Source organism: Brevundimonas sp. Soil_N_31 (genome assembly GCF_057655995.1).
Map to the genome: position 1 here is coordinate 1 of NZ_JBDGLE010000012.1, position 14,936 is coordinate 14,936.

9 protein-coding genes are annotated in these 14,936 nt (G+C 64.6%); 2 read left to right on the forward strand and 7 right to left on the reverse strand.

What is annotated here, in order from left to right; translation table 11 throughout:
- The 4 genes from AC3A3G_RS15295 to rpsL form a co-directional block, all read right to left on the reverse strand.
- The coding region (locus AC3A3G_RS15295; RefSeq protein ID WP_147417950.1) for a GTP-binding protein at window positions 1–101 on the reverse strand (101 nt) is incomplete at its 3' end.
- Window positions 102–211: 110 nt separating this feature from the next.
- Window positions 212–2,290 carry an elongation factor G gene (gene fusA / locus AC3A3G_RS15300; RefSeq protein ID WP_125902213.1) on the reverse strand — a complete coding sequence of 693 codons (2,079 nt, stop codon included), beginning with the start codon at window positions 2,288–2,290 and terminating at the stop codon, window positions 212–214.
- 135 nt (window positions 2,291–2,425) lie between these two features.
- On the reverse strand, window positions 2,426–2,899 hold the full coding sequence (rpsG, locus tag AC3A3G_RS15305) for a 30S ribosomal protein S7 (RefSeq protein WP_087140773.1): 474 nt from the start codon (window positions 2,897–2,899) through the stop codon (window positions 2,426–2,428).
- A 63-nt stretch (window positions 2,900–2,962) separates the two neighbouring features.
- Complete coding sequence (rpsL, locus tag AC3A3G_RS15310; protein ID WP_003165508.1) at window positions 2,963–3,337, reverse strand: 30S ribosomal protein S12; 375 nt, start codon at window positions 3,335–3,337, stop codon at window positions 2,963–2,965.
- Window positions 3,338–3,708: 371 nt separating this feature from the next.
- Here rpsL and AC3A3G_RS15315 point away from each other — a divergent pair, with 371 nt between their 5' ends.
- Entirely contained in the window at window positions 3,709–4,560 is an 852-nt protein-coding gene (locus AC3A3G_RS15315; RefSeq protein WP_487488628.1) for a hypothetical protein, read from the forward strand.
- A gap of 153 nt (window positions 4,561–4,713) precedes the next feature.
- Here the strand turns inward: AC3A3G_RS15315 and rpoC are convergent, their stop codons facing one another.
- Window positions 4,714–8,907, reverse strand: coding sequence for a DNA-directed RNA polymerase subunit beta' (gene rpoC, locus AC3A3G_RS15320; RefSeq protein ID WP_412877920.1), 4,194 nt, complete (start codon window positions 8,905–8,907; stop codon window positions 4,714–4,716).
- Between the two features lie 99 nt (window positions 8,908–9,006).
- Entirely contained in the window at window positions 9,007–13,122 is a 4,116-nt protein-coding gene (rpoB, locus tag AC3A3G_RS15325; protein WP_315026508.1) for a DNA-directed RNA polymerase subunit beta, read from the reverse strand.
- Window positions 13,123–13,443: 321 nt separating this feature from the next.
- Here rpoB and AC3A3G_RS15330 point away from each other — a divergent pair, with 321 nt between their 5' ends.
- Window positions 13,444–13,959: an FKBP-type peptidyl-prolyl cis-trans isomerase gene (locus AC3A3G_RS15330; RefSeq protein WP_487488629.1), complete on the forward strand. Its 516-nt coding sequence runs from the start codon at window positions 13,444–13,446 to the stop codon at window positions 13,957–13,959.
- On the opposite strand, the gene AC3A3G_RS15335 is transcribed toward AC3A3G_RS15330, so the two are convergent.
- Entirely contained in the window at window positions 13,956–14,897 is a 942-nt protein-coding gene (locus AC3A3G_RS15335) for a DUF2268 domain-containing putative Zn-dependent protease (RefSeq protein WP_487488630.1), read from the reverse strand. The genes AC3A3G_RS15330 and AC3A3G_RS15335 overlap by 4 nt on opposite strands.
- Window positions 14,898–14,936 lie beyond the last annotated feature (39 nt).

Sequence of the window (14,936 nt, forward strand, 5' to 3'; positions counted from 1 at the left end):
ATCGAGATCGCCGCCGTCAGCGTCGTCTTGCCGTGGTCAACGTGACCGATCGTGCCGATGTTCACGTGCGGCTTCGTGCGTTCGAACTTTTCCTTGGCCATTCTCTAGCTCCTGGTGTCCCCAAACTGGGGTCCAAATGGGTTTGGGGATAGGTGGGGCGATTTGTGGTCAAACCGCCCCGTTTTCAAGTGGGTCCGTCAGAAAGACGGACTTAGGCGTACTTCTTGATCACTTCGTCGGCGACGTGTTGCGGCACCGATTCATAGTGGTCGTACTGCATGGTGAACTGGGCGCGGCCCTGCGACATGCCGCGCAGCGTGTTCACGTAGCCGAACATGTTGGCCAGCGGCACGAAGGCGTTCACGACGACGGCGTTGCCCCGCATGTCCTGCCCCTGGATCATGCCGCGACGGCCGTTCAGGTCGCCGATGATCGAACCCAGGTACTCTTCCGGGGTCACGACCTCGACGGCCATGATCGGCTCGAGCAGCTTCGGTCCGCCCTTTTCCTTCAGTTCGCGGAACGCGGCGCGCGACGCGATTTCGAAGGCCAGGACCGAGGAGTCGACGTCGTGGAAGGCTCCGTCGATCAGCGTCGCCTTGACGTCGATCACCGGGAAGCCGGCCAGCAGGCCGTTGTCCTTGGCCGACTTCAGGCCCTTTTCGACGCCCGGGATGTATTCCTTGGGCACTGCGCCGCCGACGATGGCCGACTCGAAGACGAAGTCCGAACCCGGCTCTCCCGGCTCGAACACCAGCTTCACGCGGGCGAACTGACCCGTGCCGCCGGTCTGCTTCTTGTGGGTGTAGTCGATCTCGACCTTGCGGCTGATCGATTCACGATAGGCCACCTGCGGCGCGCCGATGGTCGCTTCGACCTTGTAGGTGCGCTTCAGGATGTCGATCTTGATGTCCAGGTGCAGCTCGCCCATGCCCTTCAGGATCGTCTGGCCCGACTCGTGGTCGGTCGAGACGGTGAAGGACGGATCTTCCGAAGCCAGCTTGGCCAGGGCGACGCCCAGCTTCTCCTGGTCGGCCTTGGTCTTGGGCTCGACGGCGATCTCGATGACCGGCGCCGGGAATTCCATCTTCTCGAGGATGACCGGCGACTTCAGCGGGTCGCACAGGGTGTCGCCCGTGCGGGTTTCCTTCAGGCCGGCCAAGGCGACGATGTCGCCGGCGTAGGCTTCCTTGATGTCCTCGCGGTTGTTCGAGTGCATCTGCAGCATGCGGCCGACGCGCTCACGCTTGTCGCGCGACGAGTTCAGCAGCGACTGACCGGTCTCCATCTTGCCCGAGTACAGGCGGCAGAAGGTGATCGAGCCGACGAAGGGGTCGTCCATAATCTTGAACGCCAGAACCGACAGGGGCTCTTCGTCCGAAGCCTTGCGGACGACCGGCTCTTCGGTCTTGAAGTCGATGCCCGGCGTCGGCGGGATGTCCACCGGCGACGGCAGATAGTCGACGACGGCGTCGAGCAGGGGCTGCACGCCCTTGTTCTTGAAGGCCGAGCCGGCGAGGATCGGGTAGAAGGCGCCGGTGATCACGGCCTTACGGATGCAGCGCTTCAGCACTTCAACCGAGGGCTCGTTGCCTTCCAGGTAGGCTTCCATGGCCTCGTCGTCGATCTCGACGGCGTTGTCGACCAGGTACTGGCGAGCGGCGGCCGCGGCGTCGGCCATGTCAGCCGGGATGTCGCGCACGTCGGCCGAGGCGCCGACTTGGTCGGTTTCCCAAACCAGGGCCTTCATCTCGACCAGATCGACCACGCCCTTCAGGTTCGATTCCGAACCGATCGGCAGTTGGATCGGCACAGCCTTGGCGCCCAGGCGGTCGCGGATCGACTCGACCGACTTCTCGAAGTCGGCGCCGATCTTGTCCATCTTGTTGACGAAGACGATGCGCGGCACGCGGTACTTGTCGGCCTGGCGCCAGACGGTTTCCGTCTGCGGCTCGACGCCGGCGTTGCCGTCCAGCACCGTCACGGCGCCGTCGAGCACGCGCAGCGAACGCTCGACTTCAATGGTGAAGTCCACGTGGCCGGGGGTGTCGATGATGTTCAGGCGCTTTTCGCGCCAGAAAGCGGTCGTCGCGGCCGACGTGATGGTGATGCCGCGTTCCTGCTCCTGGTCCATCCAGTCCATGGTGGACGCGCCGTCGTGCGTCTCGCCCATTTTGTGGTTTTTGCCGGTGTAGAACAGGATCCGCTCGGTCGTCGTCGTCTTGCCCGCGTCGATGTGGGCCATGATGCCGAAGTTGCGGTAGTCTTCGATTTTATGTGTGCGGGGCATTGAAGTTGCCTTCCGGGAGCTTCGCGGACGCGGCGAGCGCCCTGGGGTGTCGGATATGACGGCGCGGGCGATTCCGAAAAAACGCCCGCGCCAGATCGTCTTAAATAGTCGCCGCCATTGGCGGTTTTAAGACGCTTACCAGCGGTAGTGGCTGAAGGCGCGGTTGGCTTCGGCCATCTTGTGGGTGTCTTCGCGCTTCTTGACCGCGGTGCCGCGGTTGTTCGAGGCGTCCAGCAGCTCGGCGGCCAGCTTTTCCGTCATGGTGTTTTCGCCGCGGTTGCGGGCGGCGTTGACCAGCCAGCGGATGGCCAGGGCGCGACGACGGTCCGGACGGACTTCGACCGGCACCTGGTAGGTGGCGCCGCCGACGCGGCGCGAGCGGACTTCGACCGACGGGGCGACGTTTTCCAGGGCGGCGTGGAAGGTCTCGACCGCAGTCTGCTCCTTCTTCTTGTCCGCCAGGATGTCGAAGGCGCCGTAAACGATGTTTTCGGCGACGGCCTTCTTACCTTCGTACATGACGTAGTTCATGAACTTGGTGACGATCAGATCGCCGAACTTGGGATCCGGCAGAACTTCACGCTTCTGGGCGCGGTGACGACGCGACATGGGTTATTCCTTCTCGGGCCCGACTGACGTCGGGGAAATCTCTGAAACGTAGGCCGGGGCCGATTACTTCGGACGCTTGGCGCCGTAGTGCGAACGACGCTGCTTGCGGTCCTTGACGCCTTGCGTATCGAGCACGCCGCGCAGGATGTGGTAACGCACGCCGGGCAAGTCCTTCACGCGGCCGCCGCGGATCAGCACGACCGAGTGCTCCTGCAGGTTGTGGCCTTCGCCGGGGATGTAGCAAACGGCTTCAACGCCGTTCTTGGCCAGACGGACCTTGGCGACCTTACGCAGAGCCGAGTTCGGCTTCTTCGGGGTCGTGGTGTACACGCGGGTGCAGACGCCGCGACGCTGGGGCGAACCCTCCAGGGCCGGAACCTTGTTGCGGACCGGCTTCGGCTTGCGGGGCTTGCGGATCAGCTGGTTGATCGTGGGCATTCGAATTCGTCTCTTTTCGATGTGGAAGCGTGTGTCTTTCGACCGGAGCGCCTCATGAGCCTTCTTTTGAACGAGACCGAAGCCCCGCCCGGGTGTTATCGAGCCGAGGTCACGACGCCCAAACAGAAAAACCGGAACGCGCGCTTCGGGCGTTCCGGCGGGACACAGCCCGTCCGTTCAATTGTCACGATCTCAGCGAGCGGCGAACCGCCCACGTCTCGAAAGTGCGCGGCTTCTACGCTCGATCCGTTAACAGGTCAAGGGATTCGCGAACGGCGCGCTTCGCCGCACGTTGTTCGCCTTCTTGATCCCTCGCCCACATATCGCCACGCTTGCAAAGCCATGTTTTGCTCCAGGGATGGGGACGTCGCATGACCGTCGTGGTGCTGGACAAATTGGGCGGGCGCGGCAAGGGAGCACGCCATCGACGCGCGGCGACGGCCGGAGCTTCGCTGCTGATCCACGGCCTGCTGCTGGCTCCTCTCGCCTTTTACGCCGTCAAGCCGCCGGCCCGTCTGGGGTCGGACACGCCGCCCGTCGTCTATCTGGACATCGAACCTCGCCCCCTCCTGCCGGACGAACGGCCTCGGCAGCCCGTCGTCGTAACTCAGCCCTCGCCCCAGGCACGGGCGCGGCGCGCCAACAGCACAAGCCAGGCCCAGGCCCCTGCGCCTTCCACGCCGGATCGTCCGACGCTGCCTGCGCCACGCATCGCAAGGACTACGCCCGACGCCGCCCCCTCCGCTTCAGCCGACCAGATCGCCGATCCCTGGCGCGTGACGACGGAAACTCAGGCGGCCGCCACGGCGCGCGCTCTGCGCACGTCGCCTGTCGGCTGCCGCTCTCCCGAAATGCTGACCCGCGCCGAGCGCGTAATCTGCGACGAGCGTTTCAATGAACGGGCGGCGGAGGCTGCAGCACGGCGCCCCATCACCGGCACGGGCCATCCTGATCGAGACACGCGGTTCGCCCGAGAAGGCGCAGCCGCACTGCGCCGCTATGAAGCCAAACGTCGTCCGCTCAGCGGGGGCGTCGGCGTGCTAACGCCTCAGGACTGTCCCGGCTCCAACTTCGGCACGGGCTGCGCGGGCGCCCACCTGGATTCCTCGATGCAGATGGACTCCAACCGCAACGTCCAAACCCGCCGCGACGGCGCCCCGGCCTCGGGCCGCCCGATGACGCCCGGCGCCGCCGGACCCCGAGAGCCGATACGGCCGCAGTAGACGCGGCTCCTTCTTTCCACAAAGGGAGAAGGAGGCGAAAGCTCAGTAGAGGCGCATAACCGGCCTCAAGTAGCGCGAAGCGCGATAGGCCACAGAAAAGGGCGGCGCCTTTCGACGCCGCCCTCTTCAGTCTTTGCAGGTCCGAGACCCGGATCAGTCGGCCGACTGTTCCAGCTCCAGGGCCAGATCCGCGGGAAGCGGCTCAACCGCATCTTCGCGGGCCTGGGTCAGCTCAGCATCGCGCTCGTTGGCGATCTTCTGCAGGCTGCGCAGGTAAGAGCCCGTACCGGCAGGGATCAGACGACCCACGATCACGTTCTCCTTCAGGCCTTCCAGCATGTCCTTCTTGCCGTGGACCGAAGCCTCGGTGAGGACGCGCGTGGTTTCCTGGAAGGACGCCGCCGAGATGAAGCTGCGGGTCTGCAGCGACGCCTTGGTGATGCCCAGCAGGACCGGCTGCGTGACAGCCAGACGGCCGCCGCGCTTCTCGACCTTGGCGTTTTCCAGAGCCGCTTCAGCCACTTCGACCGTGTCGCCACGGATCAGGGTGGTTTCGCCGGAGTCGATGACCTCGACCTTCTGCAGCATCTGACGGACGATGACTTCGATGTGCTTGTCGTTGATCGGCACGCCCTGCAGTCGGTAGACCTCCTGCACTTCGTTCACCAGATACTCGGCCAGCGCCTCGACGCCCTGGATGCGCAGCAGGTCGTGCGGATCCGGGTTGCCGTCGATGATGTAGTCGCCCTTCTGGATCAGATCGCCGTCGTGGACGGAGATGTGCTTGCCCTTCGGGATCAGGAACTCGACCGCTTCGCCCTGGTTGCCGTCTGCATCGACTTCCGGGGTGATCTTGATGCGGCGCTTGTTCTTGTAGTCGCGACCGAATTCGACGCGGCCGTCCATCTCGGCGATGACCGCGCAGTCCTTCGGACGACGGGCTTCGAACAGTTCCGCCACGCGCGGCAGACCGCCGGTGATGTCGCGGGTCTTGGCGCCTTCGGTCGGGATACGAGCGACGATGTCGCCCGGCTTGACCTCGTCGCCGTTCGCCACCGACAGGATGGCGCCCACGGGCAGCAGGTAACGCGCGTCAGAACCGCTCGACAGCTTGGCGTAGCTGTCGCCCTGGGTCACGCCGACGGCCGGACGCAGGTCCGAACCGCGCGGGCTGGCGCGCCAGTCCGACACGACGCGCTGGGCGATGCCGGTGGCCTCGTCGGTCTCTTCCTTGACCGACAGACCGTCGACCAGGTCTTCGAAGCGCACCACGCCGCCGACTTCCGTCAGGATCGGGGTGGTGTAGGGATCCCACTCGGCCAGGCGCTGGTTCTTGACCACCTCGCCGCCGTCCTTGACGCGCAGGCGCGCGCCGTAAGGCACCTTGTAGGATTCGCGGTCCTTGCCGTCGACGGTCACGGTGACCACGACGTTGCGGCTCATGGACACCGGATCGCCGTGGGCGGCGATAACGGTCGGGCCGACCACCTTGATGACGCCGGCGTTGGTCGCCTCGAAGAATGAGGTTTCCGCCACCTGGGCCGTACCGCCGATGTGGAAGGTACGCATCGTCAGCTGGGTGCCCGGCTCGCCGATCGACTGGGCGGCGATGACGCCGACCGCTTCGCCGATATTGACGTTGGTGCCGCGCGCCAGGTCACGGCCGTAGCACATGCCGCAGATGCCGGCGTCGGCTTCACACGTCAGGGCCGAACGGACCTTGATGGACTGGACGCCGACCTTGTCGATCAGCTCGACTTCCTCTTCCTGCAGATAGGTGTCCGCAGGGAACAGGACTTCGCCGCCCGGCTCCTTGATATCCTCGGCCGCATAGCGACCCAGGACGCGTTGGCCCAGCGAGACCAGCACGTCGCCGCCTTCGACCACGGCGCGCAGGGTGATGCCGCGCGTCGAGCCGCAGTCTTCCTCGGTGACGATGGAGTCCTGCGCCACGTCCACCAGACGACGGGTCAGATAACCCGAGTTGGCGGTCTTCAGCGCGGTGTCAGCCAGACCCTTACGGGCGCCGTGGGTGGAGTTGAAGTATTCAAGGACGGTCAGGCCTTCCTTGAAGTTCGAGATGATCGGCGTCTCGATGATCTCGCCCGAGGGCTTGGCCATCAGGCCGCGCATGCCGCCCAGTTGCTTCATCTGAGCCTGCGAGCCACGAGCGCCCGAGTTGGCCATCATGAAGACCGAGTTGATGTCGGGCTCCTGGCCCTTGATCAGGACGCGGGGCTGAGCGATTTCGCCCATCATCTCGTCGGCGATCTTGTCCGTGGCCTTGGCCCAGGCGTCGACGACCTTGTTGTACTTCTCGCCCTTGGTGATGAGGCCGTCAGCATATTGCTGCTCGTACTCTTCAACCTGAGTGCGGGTTTCGTTGACCAGCTGTTCCTTCTTGGCCGGGATGACGATGTCGTCCTTGCCCACCGAGATGCCGGCCTTGGCCGCTTCGCGGAAGCCCATCTGCATCATCTGGTCGGCGAAGATGACCGTCGCCTTCTGACCGCAGTGACGGTAGACCTGATCGATCAGGTTGCCGATTTCCTTCTTGGTCAGGTTCTTCTCGAGCAGACGGTAGCCGATGTTCGGGTTCAGCGGCAGCAGAGCGCCCAGCTTCATCCGGCCCGGCGTGGTGTCGATCACCTTGGTCACGACTTCGCCGTCCGAGTTCATCTCGGTCCAACGCGCCTTGATCTTGGTGTGCAGCTTGACGACCTGGGCGTCCAGGGCCGCGTCGATCTCGCCCATGTTGGCGAACAGCTTGCCCTCGCCCGGCTGGTTCTCCTTGACCAGCGACAGGTAGTACAGGCCCAGGACGATGTCCTGCGACGGCACGATGATCGGCTTGCCGTTGGCGGGCGACAGGATGTTGTTCGTCGACATCATCAGGACGCGCGCTTCCAGCTGGGCCTCGAGGCTCAGCGGGACGTGCACGGCCATCTGGTCGCCGTCGAAGTCAGCGTTGAACGCCGTACAGACCAGCGGGTGCAGGCGAATGGCCTTGCCCTCGATCAGCTTGGGCTCGAACGCCTGGATGCCCAGACGGTGCAGCGTCGGCGCGCGGTTCAGCAGGACCGGGTGCTCGCGGATGACCTCGTCCAGGATGTCCCAGACAGCGGGCTGTTCGCGCTCGACCATGCGCTTGGACTGCTTGACGGTGCCCGACAGGCCCTTGGCGTCCAGACGCGCGTAGATGAAGGGCTTGAACAGCTCCAGCGCCATCTTCTTGGGCAGGCCGCACTCGTGCAGCTTCAGCTCGGGGCCCACGGTGATGACCGAACGGCCCGAGTAGTCGACGCGCTTGCCCAGCAGGTTCTGACGGAAGCGGCCCTGCTTGCCCTTCAGCATATCGGCCAGCGACTTCAGCGGACGCTTGTTCGCGCCGGTGATGACGCGACCGCGACGGCCGTTGTCGAACAGGGCGTCGACGGATTCCTGCAGCATCCGCTTTTCGTTGCGGATGATGATGTCCGGCGCGCGCAGTTCGATCAGGCGCTTCAGGCGGTTGTTACGGTTGATGACCCGGCGATACAGGTCGTTCAGGTCCGACGTCGCGAAACGGCCGCCGTCCAGCGGCACCAGCGGGCGCAGTTCCGGCGGGATGACCGGCACGATGGTCAGGATCATCCACTCGGGCTTGTTGCCCGACTCGATGAAGGCTTCCATCAGCTTCAGACGCTTGGAGGCCTTCTTGGCCTTCAGCTCCGACGGGCTGTCGGCCAGTTCGGCGCGGTGCTTCTCGGCCTCGGCGTTCAGGTCGATCGCCATCAGCAGGTTGCGGACCGCCTCGGCGCCGATCTCGGCCGTGAAGCCGTCGTCGCCGAACTCTTCCTGATAGTGATAGAATTCGTCTTCCGTCAGCAGCTGGTTCTGCTTCAGCGGGGTCAGGCCCGGCTCGGTGACGATGTAGTTCTCGAAGTACAGGACGCGCTCAACGTCCTTCAGCGCCATGTCCAGCATCAGCGAGATGCGCGACGGCAGCGACTTCAGGAACCAGATGTGGGCGACCGGAGCGGCCAGGTCGATGTGACCCATGCGCTCGCGGCGGACGCGAGCCAGCGTGACTTCAACGCCGCACTTCTCGCAGATGATGCCCTTGTACTTCATGCGCTTGTACTTGCCGCACAGGCATTCGTAGTCCTTGGTCGGGCCAAAGATACGGGCGCAGAACAGGCCGTCACGCTCGGGCTTGAACGTGCGGTAGTTGATGGTTTCCGGCTTCTTGATCTCGCCGAACGACCACGAACGGATCTTCTCCGGCGAGGCCAGGGCGATCTTGATCTGGTCGAAGGTCGGGGTGACCGGGACCGGGTTGAAGATGTTCAGGACTTCCTGGTTCATCTTTATTCCTTCTGCGGGAATGCCCCGCGAAAATCATTCAGAGAGGAGAACAGGCGGACCGCCCTCCCCCGCCGAGGCGAGGAAGGGCGCTTGATCCGGTCAGCTGTTTTCCAGCTCCACGTTCAGGCCCAGCGAGCGCATTTCCTTCACCAGCACGTTGAAGGACTCGGGGATGCCGGCCTCGAAGCTGTCGTCGCCGCGAACGATGGCCTCGTAGACCTTGGTCCGGCCGGCCACGTCGTCCGACTTCACCGTCAGCATTTCCTGCAGGGTGTAGGCGGCGCCGTATGCTTCCAGAGCCCAGACCTCCATTTCCCCGAAGCGCTGACCGCCGAACTGCGCCTTACCGCCCAGCGGCTGCTGGGTGACGAGCGAGTACGGGCCGATCGAGCGGGCGTGGATCTTGTCGTCGACCAGGTGGTGCAGCTTCAGCATGTACACATAGCCGACCGTGACCGGACGCTTGAACTGCTCGCCCGTCTGGCCGTCGAACAGGATCGACTGCCCCGAACGATCCAGATCCGCCGATTCCAGCAGGTCCTCGATGTCCGAGATGCGCGCGCCGTCGAAGACCGGAGTCGCGAACGGAACGCCCTTGGACAGGTTCTGGGCCAGTTCGATCAGCTCTTCGTCGCTCTGCGGCAGCGGAGTGTCGGCGCCGTAGATCTGGGTCAGACGCGACACCAGGGCGTCGCGCATGCCGCCGTCCATCCACTGCTCGAGCAAGCCCTTGATCTGCTTGCCCAGGCCAGCGGCGGCCCAACCCAGGTGGGTCTCGAAGATCTGGCCGATGTTCATGCGCGACGGCACGCCCAGCGGGTTCAGAACGATGTCGACGTGGGTGCCGTCGTCCAGGTGCGGCATGTCCTCGATCGGCAGGATCTTGGAGATGACGCCCTTGTTGCCGTGACGGCCGGCCATCTTGTCGCCCGGCTGAAGCTTGCGCTTCACGGCCACGAAGACCTTGACCATCTTCATGACGCCAGGCGGCATCTCGTCGCCGCGCTGCAGCTTCTCGACCTTGTCTTCGAAGCGGCGGTCGAGGGCCTTACGGGCGTCCTCGAACTGCTTCTTCATGGCCTCCAGCTCGCCCATCGCCTTCTCGTCGTCGAGGGCGACCTGCCACCACAGGCCCTTGGACACTTCGGCCAGCTTCTCTTCAGTGACCTCGCCGCGGCCCATGCCCTTCGGGCCGGACACGGCGGTCTTGCCGAGCAGCAGCGGCTTCACGCGGCCGTAGACGTTGCGCTCAAGGATCTTGAGCTCGTCGTCGCGGTCCTTGCCCAGGCGCTCGATCTCGGCGCGCTCGATCGCCATGGCGCGCTCGTCCTTGTCGATGCCGTGGCGGTTGAACACGCGCACGTCGACGATGGTGCCGGCGACGCCCGGCGGCAGACGCAGCGAGGTGTCGCGCACGTCCGAAGCCTTCTCGCCGAAGATGGCGCGCAGCAGCTTCTCTTCCGGCGTCATCGGGCTTTCGCCCTTCGGCGTCACCTTGCCGACCAGGATGTCGCCCGGCTGGACTTCGGCGCCGATGGCCACGATGCCCGCCTCGTCGAGGTTGCGCAGGGCCTCCTCGCCGACGTTCGGGATGTCGCGGGTGATCTCTTCCGGGCCCAACTTCGTATCACGCGCCATCACTTCGAACTCTTCGAGGTGGATGGAGGTGAAGATGTCGTCGCGCACGATGCGCTCGGAGATCAGGATCGAGTCTTCGAAGTTGTAGCCGTTCCAGGGCATGTAGGCGACCAGGACGTTGCGGCCCAGAGCCAGTTCGCCCAGGTCCGTCGACGGGCCGTCGGCGATCACGTCGCCAGCCTTCACTTCATCGCCCACGCGCACGATCGGGCGCTGGTTGATGCAGGTCGATTGGTTGGAACGCTGGAACTTCGACAGGCGATAGATGTCGACGCCCGAACGGCCGGCGTCCACGTCGCCCGTGGCGCGAACCACGATGCGGGTGCCGTCGATCTGCTCGACCACGCCGTCACGACGGGCGATCACCACGGCGCCGGAGTCCACGGCCACGACCGCTTCCATGCCGGTGCCGACCAGCGGCGCGTCCGACTGCACCAGCGGCACGGCCTGACGTTGCATGTTGGCGCCCATCAGCGCGCGGTTGGCGTCGTCGTTTTCCAGGAAGGGGATCAGGGCGGCGGCGACCGAAACGACCTGTTTCGGCGACACGTCCATCATGTCGACCGTTTCCTTGGTCAGCAGCTGGGAGTCGCCGTTGATACGGCCCGGCACCAGCTCCTCGACGATCTCGCCGTCCTTCAGGTCGATGTTGGCCTGGGCGATGACGTGCTTCGCCTCTTCCATGGCCGAGATGTAGACCACCTCTTCCGTCGCCTTGCCTTCGACCACGCGACGGTACGGGCTTTCGATGAAGCCGTACTTGTTCACGCGGGCGTGGGTGGCCAGGGAGTTGATCAGACCGATGTTCGGGCCTTCCGGCGTTTCAATCGGGCAGATTCGGCCGTAGTGCGTCGGGTGAACGTCGCGGACTTCAAAGCCCGCACGCTCGCGCGTCAGACCGCCCGGGCCAAGCGCCGAAAGGCGACGCTTGTGGGTGATTTCCGACAGCGGGTTCGTCTGGTCCATGAACTGCGACAGCTGCGACGAGCCGAAGAATTCACGCACCGCCGCAGCGGCCGGCTTGGCGTTGATCAGGTCGTGCGGCATGACCGTGTCGATATCGACCGAGCTCATGCGCTCCTTGATGGCGCGCTCCATGCGCAGCAGACCGACGCGGTACTGGTTTTCCAGCAGCTCGCCGACCGAACGCACGCGACGGTTGCCCAGGTTGTCGATGTCGTCGATCTCGCCGCGGCCGTCCTTCAGCCCGACCAGGATCTGCAGCACCTTCAGCACGTCGTCCTTCTGCAGGACGCGGATTTCGTCCGAAACCTCGGGGGTTTCCAGACGCATGTTCATCTTGACGCGGCCCACGGCCGACAGGTCGTAGCGCTCGGCGTCGAAGAACAGGGAGTTGAACATGGCCTCGGCCGCTTCCGGCGTCGGCGGCTCGCCCGGGCGCATGACGCGATAGACGTCGAACAGCGCGTCCTCGCGACCCGTGTTCTTGTCCACGCGCAGGGTGTTGCGCATGTAGGCGCCGACCGTGACGTGGTCGATGTCCAGCACGTCGATGGTGGTGAAGCCGTTGGCTTCCAGCAGTTCGATAGCGGCGGCGTCCAGCTCGTCGCCCGCCTCGGCGTAGATTTCGCCGGTCTGGTAGTTGACGGCGTCGGAGGCCAGGTACTTGGTCAGCAGGGCGTCAGCCGCCAGCGACAGCGACTTCAGACCGCCGTCAGCCAGCTTCTTGGCGGCGCGGGCGCTGATCTTCTGACCAGCCGGGGCGACCACTTCGCCGGTGTCGGCGTCGACCAGGTCGAACTCCGGCTTCACGCCGCGCCAGCGTTCCGGCTTGTAGGGCGTGACCCAGCCTTCGCCGCGCTTCTCGTACGGAACCGTCTCGTAGAAGGTCTTGAGGATTTCCTCACCGTCCATGCCGAGGGCCAGCAGGAAGGTGGTGGCGGGCAGCTTACGACGACGGTCGATACGAACGTAGACGATGTCCTTGGCGTCGAACTCGAAGTCCAGCCACGAGCCGCGGTACGGGATCACGCGGGCGGCGAACAGCAGCTTGCCCGAAGAGTGGGTCTTGCCCTTGTCGTGGTCGAAGAAGACGCCCGGCGAACGGTGCATCTGCGAGACGATCACGCGCTCGGTGCCGTTGACGATGAAGGTGCCCTTGTCCGTCATGAGCGGAATGTCGCCCATGTAGACGTCCTGCTCCTTGATGTCCTTGACCGAACGGGCGCCCGTTTCTTCCTCGGTCTCAAAAACGATCAGGCGCAGCTTGACCTTCAGCGGCGCGGCATAGGTCATGTCGCGCTGGATGCATTCCTCGACGTCGTACTTCGGGTCTTCAAACTCGTAGGAGACGTATTCCAAGACGGCGCGTTCGTTGAAGTCCTTGATCGGGAAGACCGACTTGAAGACCGCTTCAATGCCCTCGTCGTTGCGCAGACCGGGACGCGACTCGCGCTGCAGGAACTGCTCATAGGAAGCGCGCTGAACCTCGATCAGGTTCGGCATCTGCACGGCTTCAGGGATGCGCCCGAAGCTGTAACGAATGCGCTTCTTGCCGGTAAACGACGTGGCGGCAGCGATCTTACCCAAGGCGAGACCGTCGGTGGACTTGGCCATTCTGTTTTCCCAATCGCGGCCCCTTGCGAGGCCCGCTCTCAATGCAGCAGCCACGGCGCGCCGACCGGCGATCCGTGACCGTAAATGTCTCTCGGCGTCCACCCTCGACCCGCATGCGGATCAGGACGCCTGGATGTATCCGCCCCCTTGGGGAGGGGCGACGCCTTCGCACCGGTCGGAGGGCGACAAACCGGGCCTCGGCGCTTTCGCGCGGGATTCATGGAATCTGCGGAGCGCGCATATATACGCCCTTCTTCGACGAAATAAAGACCCCTCACGCGAGCAGTCGACAGTTTCGATCAGCGTGATAAGCCTAGCCTTATGAAGCACATCGTCCTGCCCGCTCTCGCCGCCCTGTCGCTTGCCGCCTGCGCCTCGACGCCCGATGTCGACTACCCTGGTCTGCGTGAGCCGGTCGGCCCGGCTACCCAGGAAAACTGGGAGGTCGGTCAGGCCGCCTATCTGATGTGGAACGGGCAGCGTCGCGGCTGGACCTCGACGGAATCCGGCCTGCAATACCGCCTGATCGGCAAGGCCAACCCCGAGGGCGAGCAGCCGACGGCGACCGACACGGTCAAGGTCCACTATCGCGGCACCTTCATCGACGGGCGCGAGTTCGACAGCTCCTATTCGCGCAACGAGCCGACCAGCTTCCCGTTGAACCGAGTCATCAAGGGCTGGACCGAGGGCGTCGCCCTGATGCGCGAGGGCGAAACCTATCAGTTCGTCATCCCCGCCGACCTGGCCTACGGCCCCCGCTGGATGGGCACGGAAATCCCCGCCAACTCGACCCTGCGCTTCACGGTCGAGCTGCTGGAAGTGAACCCGCAGCCCTAGTCCAGGTTCATGCCCGGCCTCCAGCCGCTCTCGGCAAGGAAGGTCTTGGCGTCCGTCATCTGCAATATCGCCCGCAGCGCCGCCTTCTTGTCCGGCGCGCGGCGATAGTAGGCCTTGGCGATGCGATAACCGGCCCAATAGCCCAGATCCCCCGGCTTCTCCGGCGTGGAATTATAGACCCAGTCCTTCAGGTCGGTCTTGTCGATATCGGCGAGGAAGGCGGTCTCGATCTCGAGTTCACGGCCTCGGGTCTGCGGCTCGAGATAGGTATAGGCCGGCGCGCCCATCAGCAATTCGGTCACGAACTCGGCGACGCCCTCGGCCAGCGACACCTCCAGCACCGTGAACTGCTCTTTTTCAGTGAGCTCCGGCGCCTGCTGGGTATGGACATACTCGTGGATCAGAACCCCCACGAAGCGGTCCTCGATGTCGGGATTGATGAAGTCGGTGGCGCAAAGCGCTTCCAAGCCCACCTGGATTCCGTCCACCGGACTGCCGACCGCGACCGGGCGACCGCGACCGATCACGAAAGTCGCTGAAGGAAACTGCGCCTCGGGATACTGATCGATGAAACGGGCCAGCCCCTCGGCGACCCGCGCACGGACGCGCGGCAGGTGGTCGGCGCAGGCCCGCGCCTCGACATAGATTTCAGGCCGGGCGGCCATGGCCTCCGCCATCCTCACGCCCGTCACCCTGCGCACCTTCGCCAGATGCGTCAGACCGATGGAGCCGCCATCCAGATAGGCCTGCAGTTGCTCAGTGCTCGGCCGTCCGGCGGTGCTGTCGTAAAGCGTGTAGAAGCGGTCAACGTCGCCGGTCTCGATCACCGGTTCATGGCCGGCGCGATCGGGCGTCGGCGCTTGGGCCGCACTAGCCGGAGGCGACGCTGAAATCACCATCACCGCGGCGACGCCCGCCAGAATCCGCATCCCGTCCATGTGATTTCCCTCGCCTTGTGACGCCGTCGTCAGGCTAGT

What these genes read in the sequence shown, in the direction of transcription:
- fusA (WP_125902213.1), bottom strand. Translation starts at nt 2,290, where the DNA reads ATGCCCCGCACACATAAAATCGAAGACTACCGCAACTTCGGCATCATG.
- rpsG (WP_087140773.1), bottom strand. Translation starts at nt 2,899, where the DNA reads ATGTCGCGTCGTCACCGCGCCCAGAAGCGTGAAGTTCTGCCGGATCCC.
- rpsL (WP_003165508.1), bottom strand. Translation starts at nt 3,337, where the DNA reads ATGCCCACGATCAACCAGCTGATCCGCAAGCCCCGCAAGCCGAAGCCG.
- AC3A3G_RS15315 (WP_487488628.1), top strand. Translation starts at nt 3,709, where the DNA reads ATGACCGTCGTGGTGCTGGACAAATTGGGCGGGCGCGGCAAGGGAGCA.
- rpoC (WP_412877920.1), bottom strand. Translation starts at nt 8,907, where the DNA reads ATGAACCAGGAAGTCCTGAACATCTTCAACCCGGTCCCGGTCACCCCG.
- rpoB (WP_315026508.1), bottom strand. Translation starts at nt 13,122, where the DNA reads ATGGCCAAGTCCACCGACGGTCTCGCCTTGGGTAAGATCGCTGCCGCC.
- AC3A3G_RS15330 (WP_487488629.1), top strand. Translation starts at nt 13,444, where the DNA reads ATGAAGCACATCGTCCTGCCCGCTCTCGCCGCCCTGTCGCTTGCCGCC.
- AC3A3G_RS15335 (WP_487488630.1), bottom strand. Translation starts at nt 14,897, where the DNA reads ATGGACGGGATGCGGATTCTGGCGGGCGTCGCCGCGGTGATGGTGATT.